Annotated in this window: 12 protein-coding genes; 2 read left to right on the forward strand and 10 right to left on the reverse strand. The window is 71.7% G+C overall.

Translation table 11 applies throughout. From position 1 onward, the window contains the following. Together AB0E19_RS34500 and AB0E19_RS34505 are read left to right on the forward strand one after the other, a co-directional pair. Nucleotides 1-4,637: RHS repeat-associated core domain-containing protein (locus AB0E19_RS34500; RefSeq protein ID WP_362187713.1), on the forward strand; the 4,637-nt coding region annotated here is incomplete at its 5' end. 17 nt (nucleotides 4,638-4,654) lie between these two features. Further along, nucleotides 4,655-5,500 carry a DUF4253 domain-containing protein gene (locus AB0E19_RS34505; RefSeq protein ID WP_362187716.1) on the forward strand — a complete coding sequence of 282 codons (846 nt, stop codon included), beginning with the start codon at nucleotides 4,655-4,657 and terminating at the stop codon, nucleotides 5,498-5,500. Between the two features lie 73 nt (nucleotides 5,501-5,573). Here the strand turns inward: AB0E19_RS34505 and AB0E19_RS34510 are convergent, their stop codons facing one another. The 10 genes from AB0E19_RS34510 to ald form a co-directional block, all read right to left on the reverse strand. Beyond that, nucleotides 5,574-6,593 carry an ADP-ribosylglycohydrolase family protein gene (locus AB0E19_RS34510; RefSeq protein ID WP_362187719.1) on the reverse strand — a complete coding sequence of 340 codons (1,020 nt, stop codon included), beginning with the start codon at nucleotides 6,591-6,593 and terminating at the stop codon, nucleotides 5,574-5,576. Next, nucleotides 6,590-7,327 carry an NUDIX domain-containing protein gene (locus tag AB0E19_RS34515; RefSeq protein WP_362187722.1) on the reverse strand — a complete coding sequence of 246 codons (738 nt, stop codon included), beginning with the start codon at nucleotides 7,325-7,327 and terminating at the stop codon, nucleotides 6,590-6,592. The genes AB0E19_RS34510 and AB0E19_RS34515 overlap by 4 nt, the downstream gene beginning before the upstream one ends. Continuing rightward, complete coding sequence (locus AB0E19_RS34520) at nucleotides 7,324-8,403, reverse strand: AAA family ATPase (protein WP_362187725.1); 1,080 nt, start codon at nucleotides 8,401-8,403, stop codon at nucleotides 7,324-7,326. Before AB0E19_RS34520 ends, AB0E19_RS34515 begins: the two co-directional genes overlap by 4 nt. Further along, complete coding sequence (gene pnuC / locus AB0E19_RS34525) at nucleotides 8,400-9,053, reverse strand: nicotinamide riboside transporter PnuC (protein ID WP_362187728.1); 654 nt, start codon at nucleotides 9,051-9,053, stop codon at nucleotides 8,400-8,402. The genes AB0E19_RS34520 and pnuC overlap by 4 nt, the downstream gene beginning before the upstream one ends. 123 nt (nucleotides 9,054-9,176) lie before the next feature. Further along, nucleotides 9,177-10,307, reverse strand: coding sequence for a pseudouridine synthase (locus tag AB0E19_RS34530; protein ID WP_362187731.1), 1,131 nt, complete (start codon nucleotides 10,305-10,307; stop codon nucleotides 9,177-9,179). After that, nucleotides 10,307-10,909 (reverse strand): SMC-Scp complex subunit ScpB, encoded by a 603-nt coding sequence (scpB, locus tag AB0E19_RS34535; protein WP_362187734.1) that lies wholly within the window; start codon nucleotides 10,907-10,909, stop codon nucleotides 10,307-10,309. The genes AB0E19_RS34530 and scpB overlap by 1 nt, the downstream gene beginning before the upstream one ends. Beyond that, nucleotides 10,906-11,856, reverse strand: a complete 951-nt coding sequence (locus AB0E19_RS34540; protein ID WP_362187738.1) for a ScpA family protein — start codon at nucleotides 11,854-11,856, stop codon at nucleotides 10,906-10,908. Before AB0E19_RS34540 ends, scpB begins: the two co-directional genes overlap by 4 nt. 48 nt (nucleotides 11,857-11,904) lie before the next feature. Then, a complete protein-coding gene (locus tag AB0E19_RS34545) occupies nucleotides 11,905-12,408 on the reverse strand; it encodes a hypothetical protein (RefSeq protein WP_360610634.1) in 504 nt (167 codons plus the stop codon). After that, on the reverse strand, nucleotides 12,405-13,448 hold the full coding sequence (locus tag AB0E19_RS34550; protein ID WP_226651714.1) for a ParA family protein: 1,044 nt from the start codon (nucleotides 13,446-13,448) through the stop codon (nucleotides 12,405-12,407). Before AB0E19_RS34550 ends, AB0E19_RS34545 begins: the two co-directional genes overlap by 4 nt. A 453-nt stretch (nucleotides 13,449-13,901) precedes the next feature. Then, the gene (gene ald / locus AB0E19_RS34555; RefSeq protein WP_362187744.1) at nucleotides 13,902-15,017 is read right to left on the reverse strand and encodes an alanine dehydrogenase; all 1,116 of its coding nucleotides are present in this window, start codon (nucleotides 15,015-15,017) and stop codon (nucleotides 13,902-13,904) included. Between the last annotated feature and the right edge of the window lie 98 nt (nucleotides 15,018-15,115).

Raw genomic sequence — 15,115 nt, forward strand, 5'->3', positions numbered from 1 at the left:
TCGACGAGCGCTGCCTCACCGGCTGCTCGGCCTTCGACGAGACCAACGCCCCCAACTGGCCCGACGTCCCGTACGACCAGTACTGCAAGGACGGCCTGACCGAGTGCAAGGACCAGTACTCGCCGAGCTTCTGGTCCCGGATCCGCCTCACGTCCATCACCACCAAGGTGCTGACCGGCGGCGCCTACAAGGACGTCGACAGCTGGGCCCTGGCCCAGAACTTCCCGCCCTCCGGTGACGGCATCTCGACGCCGATGTGGCTGAAGTCCGTCCAGCGCACGGGCAAGAGCGGTGGCTCCTCCGTCACCCTGCCGGCCGTCACCTTCGCGGGCGAGCAGCTCGCCAACCGGGTCGACAAGACCGGCGACGGCCTCGCCCCCTTCATCCGGCTGCGGCTCTACGAGATCGGCACCGAGACCGGCGGCACCATCGGCGTCACCTACTCCGCGCCGGACTGCTCCGTGACCTCGCTCCCCGCGCCCGACGCCACCAACACCACCGGCTGCTACCCGGTGAAGTGGATCTTCGAGGGCAGCACCGCGCAGCTCGACTGGTTCAACAGCTACCGGGTCAAGCAGGTCATCGAGGGCGACAACCTCGCCGAGTCCCCCGACAAGGTGACCACGTACGACTACCTCGGCGGAGCGGCCTGGACGAAGAGCGAGGACGAGTTCACGAAGGCCGAGGACCGCGTGCACTCGATCGCCCGCGGCTACGAGCGGGTGCAGACCCGCACCGGCGCGGCGGACGACCCCAGGACCCTCTCGGAGACCCGGTACTTCCGCGGCCGTGACGGCCAGGCCGTGGCGGACTCCGCCGGAGCGACGGTGACGGACCGCGACCAGTTCGCGGGCATGGTCCGGGACGTCGCCACCTACAACGGCGACGACACCACGAAGCTGGTCTCCGCGACGTCCTACACGCCGTGGCGGTCCAGCGCGGTCGCCACCCGCACCCGTCCCGGGCTGCCGGACCTCGTCTCCTACAAGACCGGGGTGCAGAAGCAGCAGACCCGCACCACGGTCACCGGCGGCACCCGCACCACCGAGCTCACCCGCGGCTTCGACGCGTACGGCATGGTCTCCACGGAGTCCTCCACCGGCGACCCGGACGTGCCCGGCGACGAGCGGTGCGCGACGACGACGTACGCCCGCAACACCGCCGCCCACATCCTCGACACGGTCAGCCGGGTCGAGACGGTCGCCGTGGCCTGCGGGGAGAGCGTCTCCCGGCCGGCCGACGTCATCGACGACGTCCGGACGTCCTACGACGGCGGCGCGGTCGGCACGGCGCCGGCCAAGGGCGATGTCACCAAGGTCGAGCGGATCAACGGCACCGGCACCGGCTACGACCCCGTGACCAGCACGCCGGCCGCCGACTTCGACGTCTACGGCCGTCCCCTCTCGGCGGCGGACGCGTACGGCAAGGTCACCACGACCGCCTTCACCCCGGCCACCGGCGAGGTGCCGACCTCCATGGTCGTGACCAACGCGCTCGGCCACACCGTCACGTCGGTGCTGGAGCCCCAGCGCGGCCAGGCCACCCAGGTGACGGACGCCAACAACAAGGTCACCTCCACCACGCACGACGGACTCGGCCGAGTCACCAAGGTCTGGCTGCCGACCCGGTCGAAGGCCACCTACCCCGACTCCCCCAACTACGTCTTCGACTACCTCGTCCGCAAGGACGGGCCGAACGTCACCACGACGAAGGTCCTGACGCACGACGCGCAGTACAAGTCCGCGTACGCCTTCTCCGACGGACTGCTGCGCTCCCGCCAGACCCAGGAGCCGTCGCCGGACGGCGCGGGCCGTATCGTCTCCGAGTCGTTCTACGACACCCGGGGCCAGGTCTGGCGGCACTCCGGCTCGTTCTTCGCGAGCGGCGCGGCGGAGCCCGTGCTCGTCACCGGTCAGGAGCTGAAGTACCCGGCGTCCACCGACACCGAGTACGACGGTGCGGGACGGGTGACGGCGGTCATCTCGCGGACCTTCGGCGACGAGACCAAGCGCACCACGACCCAGTACACGGGTGACACCACCACGGTGGTCCCGCCCCGGGGCGGGGTCGCGACCACCGCCGTGGTGGACGCGCTCGGGCGCACCGTCGAGCAGAAGCAGTACACCGACGCCGCCCGCACCACCTCCCAGTCGACCCACTACGCCTACGACAAGCTCGGGCGGCTCAAGGAGGTCAAGGACCCTTCGGGCGCGACCTGGTCGTACGTCTACGACGTCCGCGGCCGCAAGGTCGAGTCCCGGGACCCCGACCTGGGCACGACCAAGACGTCCTACGACCAGGGCGACCGCGCGGTCGGCGTCACCGACGCCCGGGAGTACACCCTGACGTCGGAGTACGACGCGCTGGGCCGGCGGACCGCCCTGAAGCGGGGCACCACCGCCCTCGCGACCTGGGAGTACGACACCGTCGCCAAGGGCCGGCTGTCGAAGTCGACCCGCTGGGCCGGCGGCAAGGCGTACGTCTCCGCCATCACCTCGTACAACAGCTTCTACCAGCCGGTCCTCAGCCAGGTCACCATCCCCGACAGCGAGGGCGCCCTGGCCGGCACGTACAAGTGGACCAACTCGTACAACCTCAACACCGGCCAGCTCATGTGGATGATGCAGCCGGCCGCGGGCGGGCTGCCCGCGGAGAAGATCGCCAACACCTACGCCCCCGTCTCCGGTCTCCTGAAGACCGTCGGCGCGGGCACCGACTCGCTCGTCTCGGGGAACACCTACGACCACTACGGGCGCAACACCCGTCAGGAGTACGGTTCGTTCGCCCAGGCGCTCTGGGTGAGCAACGAGTACGACGACCACACCGGTGCGGTGAAGCGCCGCTACCTCGACCGTGAGGTGGCGCCGCAGCGCATCGAGGACGTGCAGTACTCGTACGACCCCGCGGGCAACATCACCTCGCTCGCGACGGCCTACGGCCAGGACGCGGCACGCACCACGGACACCCAGTGCTTCCAGCTGGACGCGCTGCGCCGGGTCACCGAGGCGTGGACCAACACGGGCACGACCTGTGCCTCGGCGCCGTCGGCCTCGGTCGTGGGCGGCCCGGACGCGTACTGGACGTCGTACACCTACGACGCCGTCGGCAACCGCAAGACGGAGACCGACCACAAGACGGCCTCCGGCCCGACCGTCGACACCGTGCGCACCTACGCGACGGCCACGACGGGCACCCACCGCCTCCCGAAGGTCACGCAGACGGGCACCGACCCGCACGACGAGACCTTCACCTACGACGCGGCGGGCAACACCCGGACCCGGACCATCGGGTCGAGCGCCGTGCAGACGCTCAACTGGGACGACGAGGGACGCCTGGGCTCGGTGGTCCAGGGCACGAAGACCACCTCGTACCTGTACGACGCCGCCGGTCAGCGGCTGATCGGCCGGGACTCCACCGGCACCACGCTCTACCTGCCGGGCGGCAACGAGCTCAAGCTCGACAAGGCCGGCGTGGTCACCGGCACCCGCTACTACAGCGTCGCCGGCCAGACCATCGCGATGCGCGGCGGCGGCAAGCTGACGTTCGTCTTCAACGACCACCACGGCACCGGTTCGACGCAGGTCTCGGCCGACGCGGCGCAGACGGTGGTCCGCCGCAAGACGGGCCTCTTCGGCGAGGCGCGCGGCACCCAGCCGACCGCCTGGCGCGGCGACAAGGGCTTCGTCGGCGGCACCAAGGACGCCGACACCGGACTGACCCATCTCGGCGCCCGCGAGTACGACCCGGCGATCGGCCGGTTCGTCTCGGTCGACCCGCTGATGGACCTGACGGACCCGCAGCAGACGCACGGCTACACGTACTCCAACAACAACCCCGTCACGCTGTCGGACCCGAGCGGTCTGAAGCCGGACGACTGCCTGGAGCACGGCGTCACCTGCAAGCTCACGGGGAACGGCTGGGACGTCCAGGCGGAGACGAAGGAAGAGGCCGCCTCCGAGCCGAACCACTACACCAAGAAGTACGCGAAGGTCGACCACGAGCAGCGCAAGCAGTACTGGAAGAAGGAGCAGCGGAAGAAGACCCGGGAGCACCGGCTGAAGTACCTCGCGCACAACAGCGAGGAGGTCGAAGAGGTGGTCGACGAGGCCGAGAAGGCGTGCCGCAGGGGACGCGGGATCGGACGTGTCGCCTGCTCGGCGGAGATCAACTCCGACTGGTTCAAGGAGCACACCGCGGAGCAGATCTTCGGCGAGGCCCTCGACCGCATCGACGAGGGCTGGAGGGACGAGGGCAAGGAGAAGGATCCCCACGCGTTCGGCGAGGAGGAGTTCCTCCTCGCACTCCAGCTCGCGCGCGAGGGACAGACCGTCGTCTCCCGCGGAGAGAACATCGGGGCACCGGGCGCCGTGGGAGACAAGCGCTTCGACGCCTGGGTGGACGGTGTCCGCTCCGAGTTCAAGATCCTGCCGACCGGCTCGAAGAGGGGGGTGAAGGACCAGCTGTCCGACTCCAACAAGAAGGGTGCGGACGCCTTGTACCTCAAGCTCAAGGAGTTCGACGTGGACGAAGCCGAGGACATCGTCAACGACTGGGCGGGCGACTCCCGTCGCACCGTCAACCTGACGACGGTCTATATCGTTCACGAGGACGGCATCAAGCCGCTCCACTTCAAGTAGGGAAGGAACAGGTCGCAGTGCACCACCACACCGCCGTCGCGGCGACGCTGGCCGGGGAGACCCGGCGGCACCTGGGGCTGTCCGTGCGTGACACGGACGTCGAGGTCGCCGTCTCCGCCTCCGGCGTCGTCCTGCACGGCTTCCCCGTGGAGGCCGCGGCCGCCCGTCGCGCCTGGGAGTGGTGGCGGGACCGGCACGACCGTTCCGGTCTCGTGCCCTTCCTGTCCGGCCACAGCCCCCTCTCCCTGGTCGAGCTCGACCAGGGAGAGGGGCCCTGGCGCCGCGGCAGCCGGGAGCTGCTGGAGTCGGCGCTCCGGCCCGCGCCCGCGGACGTCGTGGCGGAGCTGAAGGCGGCACGTCTGCGCGAGATGATCGACATCTACGTCCCCCCGCGGGACGACGCCGATCGTCAGGAGATCGCGGAGTACGAGCTGCTCCTCGATCCGGAGGCGGTGGCCGCGGAGCTCTCCGCCGACCCGGCCGTCACGCCGGCCCCCGCACTGGCGGGGACCGGGGAGGAGCCGCTGTGGCTCATCTTCGTCGAGGCCCCGGGGAGCTACGCCCTTCCCGCGTTGCTCCCCCGGCTGGTCTCGACGCCCAACTGGTCGGGCCACCCGGACCGGGAGCTGCTCCCCGCCGATCACGTGGCGGTGCTGCGGCACTGGCACGAGCGGTACGGGGCGGAGTTCCTCCTCGCGGACTCGGCCACCCTGCACCTCGTCGTGGCGCGCCCGCCCCGGACCCGGGCCGAGCGCGCCGAGGCGGCGGTGGAGCAGTACGTCTACTGCCCGGACCTCGGTGACCCCGAGCTGGTCGGGAACGGCCAGGCGGGCTCCGCCGAGTGGACGTTCTGGTGGGACTGACGGACGGCTGAACAACGGAAACCGGTGCCCCGGCGGATCTTCCGCCGGGGCACCGGCGTTTCCGCCACCGGCCTCACGCGTCCCAGAGGGCCCCGAGTTCGAGCAGCTCGTCGCGGTGCTCGATCCGGGCGGTCCACTCCGCCGGCCAGGCGTCGGCGCCCAGGTGGGCGCCGGCGAAGGCGCCCGCGAGGGCCGCGATGGAGTCGGAGTCGCCGCGGGTGCAGGCGGCCCGGCGCAGGGCGGTGAGCGGGTCGCCGGGGAAGAGCAGGAAGCAGAGCAGCCCGGTGGCGAGCGCCTCCTCCGCGATCCAGCCGTCGCCCGTGTACGTACAGGGGTCGAGCTCCGGGTCGGCGGTGCGCTGCACGGAGTCGAGCCGTTCGAGCACGGCCAGGCACTCGTCCCAGCCGCGCCGGACGAAGTGCAGGGCGCTCGGGTCCTGGGAGCGGTTCCAGAGGTCGCCGAGCCAGCGCTCGTGGTACGTGTCGCGGTTCTCGTACGCGTACGAGCGCAGCTGTCCGACGAGGCCGGCCGGGTCCACCCCCTGGGCGAGCAGCCACACGGCGCGCGCGGTGAGGTCGGAGGCGGCGAGGCCGGTGGGGTGCCCGTGGGTGAGCGCGGCCTGGAGCTGGGCGGCGCCGGCCCGCTGTTCCTCGCTCAGCCCGGGGACGAGGCCGAGGGGCGCGACGCGCATGTTGGCGCCGCAGCCCTTGGAGCCGATCTGGCTGGCGTCCTGCCAGGGACGGTCGCCGTCGAGGAGCATGCAGGCCCGCAGGCAGGTGTTGCCGGGGGCGCGGTTGTTCTCCGGCGAGTGGTACCAGTCGACGAACTCGTCGCGGACGGGCCGGGCGAGCCGGAGCGGGGCGAACGGGCCCCGGTCCATGGCGGTCCGGATGCCCCGGGCCAGGGCCAGGGTCATCTGGGTGTCATCGGTGATGTACGCGGTCCCCCGTGTCACCGGCAGCTCCATCGTCCGCCACGGCCCGCACTTCGCGAGGATGGCGGGCACGTCGTTGAACTCGGTCGGGAAGCCCAGCGCGTCCCCCAGCGCCAGTCCCATCAGCGTCCCCGTGGCGGCCTGCTTCTGCTTGGTCATGCGGATCGTCCTTCCGGTCGGAGCAGCGGCGGGTGGAGGGCGGTGGCCTCGCCCGCCCGGTAGAGCGCGGCCGGTTTCCCCCGTCCGCCGGTGCGGCGCGGCGGTCCTTCGACCGGCTCGACGAAGCCGGGGGTGGTGAGGACCTTGCGCCGGAAGTTGGGGCGGTCGAGCGGGACGCCCCAGACCGTCTCGTACACCTCGCGGAGCTCGCCGAGGGTGAACTCGGGCGGGCAGAAGGCGGTGGCGAGGCAGGTGTACTCCAGCTTGGCGCCGACGCGCTCGCGGGCGTCGGCGAGGATCACGTCGTGGTCGAAGGCGAGCGCCGGGACCTCGTCGAAGGGCAGCCAGCGGGCCTCCGCCGCGTCGCCGCCGCCGCGCGGTTCGGGCAGGTCGGGGACGAGGGCGGTGTAGGCGACCGACACGACCCGCATCCTCGGGTCGCGGTCGGGTTCGGTGTAGGTGCGCAGCTGTTCGAGGTGGAGCCCTGCGACGGTGGCCCCGGGCAGTCCGGTCTCCTCGGCGAGTTCGCGGCGGGCGGCGGTGCCGGCGGACTCGCGGGGCAGCACGAAGCCGCCGGGGAGCGCCCAGGCGCCGGCGTACGGCTCCTGGCCGCGCTGGACGAGCAGGACGTGCAGCCGGCCGGTGCGGACGGTGAGGACGGCGAGGTCGACGGTGACGGCGAAGGGTTCGAAGGCCCTGGGGTCGTACCCCTCGGGGCGCGGCGGGGTGTTCATCGGCGCTCCGGAAGGGGGTCGGCGAGGTGCCAGCCCTCGGCGAGCAGCGCGTCGACGGCGGCGACGGCGGTGGCGAGGCGCTCCTCGTGGGGGCCGGTGAGGACGACGGCGCGGCGGCCGCTGTGGGCGAGCTGGGCGAGGAAGCGGGCGGTCATCCACGGGCGGAGGTGTTCCCCGTCGCGCAAGCCGTCGTCCTCGAAGTCGACGCCCCGGTGGTCGGTGAGCAGCCACAGGTGCTGCCGGCCGCGGGCGGCGATCTCGCCGGTGGCCTCGCTGGTGGTGCCGAGGTACCGCTCGTGCCAGATGGTGGTGGCGAAGGCGTCGGTGTCGCAGACGAGGACGGGCGAGCCGTCGCGGGCGGCCTCCTCCTCCAGCTCGGCCTGGCGCTGGGCGATGACGGGGAAGTCGGTGGTGTGGAAGGCGACGTCCGGCCAGCTGGCGGCCGGGTCGCGTTCGCGGAGCTCGGCGAGTTTGAGTTCGCTGTACGCGCGGCCGTACTCGGGGACGTACCGGGTGCGCGCCCAGATCCCGCCGCGCCGCCGGTAGTGGTCGGCGAGGGCGAGGGCCAGGGTGGTGGTGCCGGTGGACTCGGCGCCGAGGACGACGATCCGGCGGGTGAGCGCGGCGCGTACGGGGGCGGCCAGGAAGTCCCAGCACCCGGCGGGGTCGGCACGGACGGCGGTGCCTGAGACGGGGAAGCGGAGCCGTTCGGGGTCGACGGCGACGGAGGCGGCGCCGAAGCGGCGGCCGAGCTCCTCGCCGTACGGCTCCGAGGTGAAGACGGCGTCGACGGGTTCGGGGACGGCGGCCCGGAAGACCGCCATGTGGGCGTCCCAGACGTCGGGGTCGGTGAGGTCGACGGGGATGTCGTCGACGGCGCCGACGACGAGGGCGTCGGGGTGGACCTCGCGCATCCAGGCGACCCGCTCCGCCAGCGGCAGGGACTCCACGGAGGAGGCGCAGACGAGGACGGTGACGCGCTCGCAGGCGGCGAGGGCGGTGCGGACGAGGTGATGGTGGCCGGCGTGCGGCGGATAGAACTTGCCGAGGACGAGCCCGTGGCCGTAGGAGGTCATGCCACGGCCTCCAGGGGGCGGCGGGCGGCGGCGAGGTCGCGGCTCCAGCCGCGCAGGCCGGCCACGCAGAGGGCCATGAAGCCGAGGTAGAGCAGCGAGGTCAGGTAGAGCCCCTTGTACGCGTACAGCGGGACGTAGACCACGTCGGCGGCGATCCACAGCCACCAGGACTCCAGGCGCTTGCGGCACTGGCCGTAGGTGGCCATGAGGGAGAGGCCGGTGGTGAGGGCGTCCCAGAAGGGGACGGTGGAGTCGGTGGCCCGGTCGAGGAGGAGGGCGAGGGCGAGGGTCCCCACCGTCCCCGCCGCGAGCAGCCAGGCCCCTTCGGTGCGGGTGGTGCGCCGCACCGGAAGGGCCCCGGCGGAGCCTGGTCCACCCCCGTGGGTCCAGGTCCACCAGCCGTACGCGGCGAGGACGATGAAGACGATCTGGAGGCCGGCGTCGGCGTAGAGGCCGGCCTGGGTGAAGAGCAGCAGGAAGAAGAGGTTGTTGGCGATGCCGACCGGCCAGTTGGCGAGGTGCTGCCGGGCGACGAGCCAGACGCAGAGGGCGCCGCTGCCGAAGCCGAGGACCTCGGTCCAGCTGACCGGGGTGTCGAGCAGCGTGAAGAGGGGCTGCTGGAGGGGTTCGAGTACGTCCGCGAGGCTCACGCCCGCCTCCTTAAGAGTCACTGTGACTATAAAAGGTGCGGGGGGCCGCGCACAAGGCCGGACGACGCGAAGGGGCCCGTATCCGCGACGCGGATACGGGCCCCTTCCGGAAGGAGGCGGGTCCTACAGACCGACTTCCTTCATCAGCATGCCGACCTCGGTGTTGGACAGGCGGCGCAGCCAGCCCGACTTCTGGTCGCCCAGCCCGATCGGGCCGAAGGCGGTGCGGACCAGCTTCTCCACCGGGAAGCCCGCCTCGGCGAGCATCCGGCGCACGATGTGCTTGCGGCCCTCGTGGAGCACGACCTCGACCAGGTAGTTCTTGCCGAGCTGCTCGACCACGCGGAAGTGGTCGGCGCGGGCGTAGCCGTCCTCCAGCTCGATGCCGTCCTTGAGCCGCTTGCCGACCTCGCGGGGCAGCGGGCCGGTGACGGCCGCCAGGTAGGTCTTCTTCACGCCGTACTTCGGGTGGGTGAGACGGTGGGCCAGCTCACCGTGGTTGGTGAGGAGGATGATGCCCTCGGTCTCGGTGTCGAGCCGGCCGACGTGGAAGAGCCGGGTCTCGCGGTTGGTGACGTAGTCGCCCAGGCACTGGCGGCCGTCGGGGTCCTCCATGGTGGAGACGACGCCGGCCGGCTTGTTCAGCGCGAAGAACTGGTACGACTGGGTCGCCACCGACAGGCCGTCGACGCGGATCTCGTCGCTGTCCTGCACCCGGAGGCCCTGCTCCAGGACGATCTCGCCGTTGACCTCGACGCGGGCCTGCTCGATCAGCTCCTCGCAGGCACGGCGCGAGCCGTAACCGGCACGGGCCAGCACCTTCTGCAGCCGCTCGCCCTCCTGCTCGGCGCCCGGGAAGGTCTTGGGGGTCTTGACCTGGGGCTTGTTCGCGTACCGCTCGCGGTTGCGCTCCTCGGTCCTGGCGTCGTACTCGCGCGAGCGCGCCGGAGCGGCCGCGCGGCCGGTGCCCCGCGACTGCTGCTGCTTCGGGGACTGCTTCGGGCCGCCCTTGGCACCGCCGCGGGCCGCGTCACCGCGGCCCTTGCGGGCGCCGGAGCCGCCCTGGGGACCGTCGGAGGGCATGCTCACGTCGTAGCTGCGCTCCTCGGGGCGGGTCTTGCGGGGGCGGCCGGCGCTCTGGCCGCGCTCGTCGCGGCCGTTGCCCGCGCCCCGGTAGTTGGTGCCGCGGCCGCCGCTCTTGGCACCACGGCTCCCGCCGTTGCTTCCGCTGTTCCTGCCGCTGCTGCTTCGCATCACGCTTCCGTCGTCTCTTCGTCCACTGGTTCGTCCCTGTCGGGATCGAACGACGGAACGCCTTCCAGGGAGTCCGGCTCGACCGCGTCCGCCTCGGGGAGGAAGGGCGCGAGCTCCGGGAGCTCGTCCAGGCCGCGCAGGCCCATCCGCTCCAGGAAGTGGTTCGTCGTCCTGTACAGGATCGCACCTGTTTCGGGTTCCGCGCCTGCCTCCTCCACGAGACCCCGCTGGAGGAGGGTCCGCATCACGCCGTCGCAGTTGACCCCGCGGACGGCGGAGACCCGGGAACGGCTGACCGGCTGGCGGTACGCGACCACCGCCAGGGTCTCCAGGGCGGCCTGGGTCAGCCGGGCCTGCTGGCCGTCCAGGACGAAGGCCTCGACGGCGGCGGCGTGGGCGGGGCGGGTGTAGTAGCGCCAGCCGCCGGCGACCCGGCGCAGCTCGAAGCCGCGCCCGTCGGCGGTGTACTCGTCGGCCAGCTCGTGGAGGGCGTCGGCGACCTCGCGCGGGGCGCGGTCGAGGACCTTGGCGAGGTGGGCCTCGGTGGCGGGCTCGTCGACGACCATCAGGACGGCTTCGAGGGCGGGCTTGAGGTCGCTCATACCGGCTGGTCCTCCTGGTCGAATTCCTCGGTCACCCGGGTCTCGCCGTCGCCGCCCGTCCAGGAGACCGTGAGGGGGCCCAGCGGGTCCTCCTGGTCGAGGGCGACGGCCTTCTCCCGGTACAGCTCCAGGAGGGCGAGGAAGCGGGCGACGACGGTCAGGGTGTCCCCGGCGTCCTCGACCAGCTCCTGGAAGTCCGCGGTGCCGCGTGCGCGCAGCAGGGCGGTGACGATCCCGGCCTGCTCGCGGACGCTGACCAGCGGGGCGTGGATGTGGTCGACGTACACCTGCGGCGCGGCCTTCGGCCGCATCGCCTTCACGGCGAGCCTCGCGAAGCCCTCGGCGCCGATCGAGATGACCACCTCGGGCAGCAGCTCGGCGTGGTGGGGCTCCAGGCCGACGGTCCGGGGGTGGCGCCGGCCCTCCTGCTCCCAGCGGTCGGCGAAGATCTCGGCGATGCGCTTGTACGCGCGGTACTGGAGGAGCCGGGCGAAGAGCAGGTCGCGGGCCTCCAGGAGGGCGAGGTCGGCCTCGTCCTCGACCTCGGCGGCGGGCAGCAGCCGGGCGGCCTTGAGATCGAGCAGGGTGGCGGCGACGACCAGGAACTCGGTGGTCTGGTCGAGGTCCCCGTCCGGGCCGAGGTTGCGGATGTGGGCCATGAACTCGTCGGTGACCTGCGAGAGCGCGACCTCGGTGACGTCCAGCTTGTGCTTGGTGATCAGCTGGAGCAGCAGGTCGAACGGCCCCTCGAAGTTCGCGAGCCGCACGGTGAACCGCCCGCCCGCGTCCCCGGGCTCCGAGGCCGCCACGGGCTCCGAGGCCGCCACTGGCTCCCCCACGGGCGCCGCCTCCGGCACCGGGGCCGCAGGGGGGTCGTCGAGCCCGCCGCCCCGGCCCAGCGCGCGGCGGCGCGGCGGGCGGGACGTTTCGTCGGCGTGCGGATGCATCGGGGCGGTTCCAGGGGGTGCGGGGGCGGGGCCGCCCGCAGGGTACCGTCAGCGGCCGCGCAGACGGCGGACGAGGATGCTCGCCTCGCCGCGGGACTCCAGGTCCGCCAGGACCACGGCGACCGCCTCGCGGACGATCCGGCCGCGGTCGACGGCGAGGCCGTGCTCGCCGCGCAGCACGAGGCGCGCGTGCTCCAGGTCCATGAGCTCCTCGGCGGAGACGTAGACCGTGATCTTCTCGTCGTGCCGCTCCCGGCCGCTGGGCCGCCGCGCGGCGGCCCGGCCCCGGCGCCGCGCGGGAGCACCAGCCTGGGCGGCCGCCTTCACGGGGGCGGGCTGCTGCGCGGGGACCGCCTCGGTCTCCCGGGCGCGCGGCTCGGCCGCCTCCGATTCGGCGGCCGTGTGCTCGGCGGAGCCGGCGGCGCCGCCGTCCGCGCCGGCCGCCGTGTCGCTCTCTCCCGCCGGAGCGGGAACGGTTCGGCGGGGCGACGACGACTGCAGTGCCGTCCCCCCGGTCGTACGGAAGAGTTCGTCGGCTCCGGGCAGACTCACTCGGCGTGACACCGGGCGAGCACCTCCCTGGCGAGCTGGCGGTAGGCGGCGGCGCCCACGGAGTTGGAGGCGTACGTGGTGATGGGCTCGCCGGCGACCGTGGTCTCCGGGAAGCGCACCGTCCGGCCGATCACCGTGTGGTACACGTGGTCGTCGAAGGCCTCGACGACCCGCGCGAGCACCTCGCGGGAGTGCACGGTCCGGGAGTCGTACATGGTGGCGAGGATGCCGTCGAGCTCCAGCTCGGGGTTGAGCCGCTCCTGGACCTTCTCGATGGTCTCGGTCAGCAGGGCGACACCGCGCAGCGCGAAGAACTCGCACTCCAGCGGCACGATGACCTTGTGAGCCGCCGTCAGGGCGTTCACGGTCAGCAGGCCGAGCGAGGGCTGACAGTCGATCACGATGTAGTCGTAGTCGTTCATCAGCGGCTTGAGGGCGCGCTGGAGCGTGGACTCGCGCGCGACCTCGGAGACCAGCTGCACCTCGGCGGCGGAGAGGTCGATGTTGCTCGGCAGCAGGTCCATGTTCGGGACCGCCGTCTTGAGCAGTACCTCGTCGGCCGACATGCCCCGCTCCATGAGCAGGTTGTAGACGGTGAGGTCGAGCTCCATCGGGTTCACGCCGAGGCCGACCGACAGGGCGCCCTGCGGGTCGAAGTCGACGAGCAGCACCCGTCGTCCGTACTCGGCGAGCGCGGCACCCAGGTTGATGGTCGACGTGGTCTTGCCGACGCCGCCCTTCTGGTTGCACATCGCGATGATCTTGGCGGGGCCGTGGTCGGTCAGCGGGCCCGGGATCGGGAAGTACGGCAGCGGCCGTCCGGTGGGGCCGATCCGCTCGCGGCGCTGGCGGGCAGCGTCGGGCGCGAGGGTGGCCGCGTACTCCGGGTCGGGCTCGTACTCGGCGTCGGGGTCGTAGAAGTGCCCCTCGGGCAGCTCGTCGTAGGCGGCGAAGTGGGTGGACTCTCGGCCCATCTCGTTGCCGGCCGTGGCGTTCACGTGTAGGCCGTCCATCGTCTTCAGCGTGTGGGTTGTCGTCATGGGCTGGTGCGTCGCGAAGGTCCGCACCGCGACGGAGCCGACCGGGGCACCTGGCGCACCGCTCCCGGGAGTAAATGTCGACTTATTCACAAGTCGTCTTACCTCCTTGGATGTGACCAGGAACATTTATCGATCTGTCAGCGTGGCACCATGCCGACGGTTGGCGACTCTATGGCGTGTCACCGCTCCGCAGCAACACAATCGCCCGGACCCGGCCCGATGTGTCGGCAACCGAACACGGCTCTGTCAAGGGTGCGCGACCACGCATCCACACGTTTCAGGGGTGTGCGAAACGGTTAAAGGGTTACGTTCGAGGCGAGTTGACCGAACGTTTTGGCGTGGCCGGAGACACAGCCGGCCGGACCTTGTCGAACAAGGTCCGGCCGGGTGTGTGACATTGACGGCGGGCGTTGACGGGTCCGCCGCCGGAGCCCTCGCGAGGGCGGCTCCGGGTCAGCCGACGAGGGTGCTCAGCTCGACGTGCTCGTAGCCGTGCGCCTCGGCGACCTCCTTGTAAACCACCTTGCCGTCATGGGTGTTGAGGCCCAGGGCGAGGGCGGCGTCGCGGCGCAGCGCCTCGACCCAGCCGTTGTTCGCCAGCGACACGATGTAGGGCAGCGTGGCGTTGGTGAGCGCGTAGGTGGAGGTGTTCGGGACGGCGCCGGGCATGTTGGCGACACAGTAGAAGACCGAGTTGTGGACCTGGAAGGTCGGCTCGGCGTGGGTGGTCGGGTGCGAGTCCTCGAAGCAGCCGCCCTGGTCGATCGCGATGTCGACAAGGACACTTCCGGGCTTCATCTTGGCGACGAGCTCGTTGGTGACCAGCTTCGGGGCCTTGGCGCCCGGGATGAGGACGGCGCCGATGACGAGGTCGGCCTCGACGACGGCCTTCTCCAGCTCGAAGGCGTTGGAGACGACGGTCTGCACCTTGGTGCCGAAGATCTTGTCGGCCTCGCGGAGCTTGTTGATGTCGCGGTCGAGCAGGGTCACGTGGAAGCCCATGCCGACGGCGATCTGCACGGCGTTCCAGCCGGAGACGCCGCCGCCGATGACGACGGCCTTGCCGGCGTGGGTGCCGGGGACGCCGCCGGGCAGGACGCCGCGGCCGCCGGCCGAGCGCATCAGGTGGTAGGCGCCGACCTGCGGGGCCAGGCGGCCCGCGACCTCGGACATCGGGGCGAGCAGCGGGAGCGCGCGGTTCGCGGTCTCGACCGTCTCGTAGGCGATGGCGGTGGTGCCGGACTCCAGGAGCGCGTCCGTGCACTCCTTGGAGGCCGCGAGGTGCAGGTAGGTGAAGAGCGTCTGGTCCTTGCGGAGGCGGTGGTACTCCTCCGCGATCGGCTCCTTGACCTTGAGGAGCAGGTCGGCGGTGGCCCAGACCTCGTCGGCGGTGGCGAGGATCTCCGCGCCCGCGGCGACGTACTCCTCGTCCGTGATCGAGGAGCCGACGCCGGCGTTCTGCTCGATGAAGACCTGGTGGCCGTTGCGGACGAGCTCGTGGACACCGGCGGGGGTGATGGCCACGCGGAACTCGTTGTTCTTGACCTCGCGGGGGATGCCGACCTTCATCGTCGATCACGGTCCTTGAATCGGGGGGATAACTGGTGCACTGCGATACATACCCGGATGCACTGCGGCACACCGGAGCAGACCACGTTCGAACGCGG

The sequence above is a fragment of the Streptomyces sp. NPDC047974 genome (assembly GCF_040653375.1).
Taxonomy (GTDB): Bacteria; Actinomycetota; Actinomycetes; order Streptomycetales; family Streptomycetaceae; genus Streptomyces.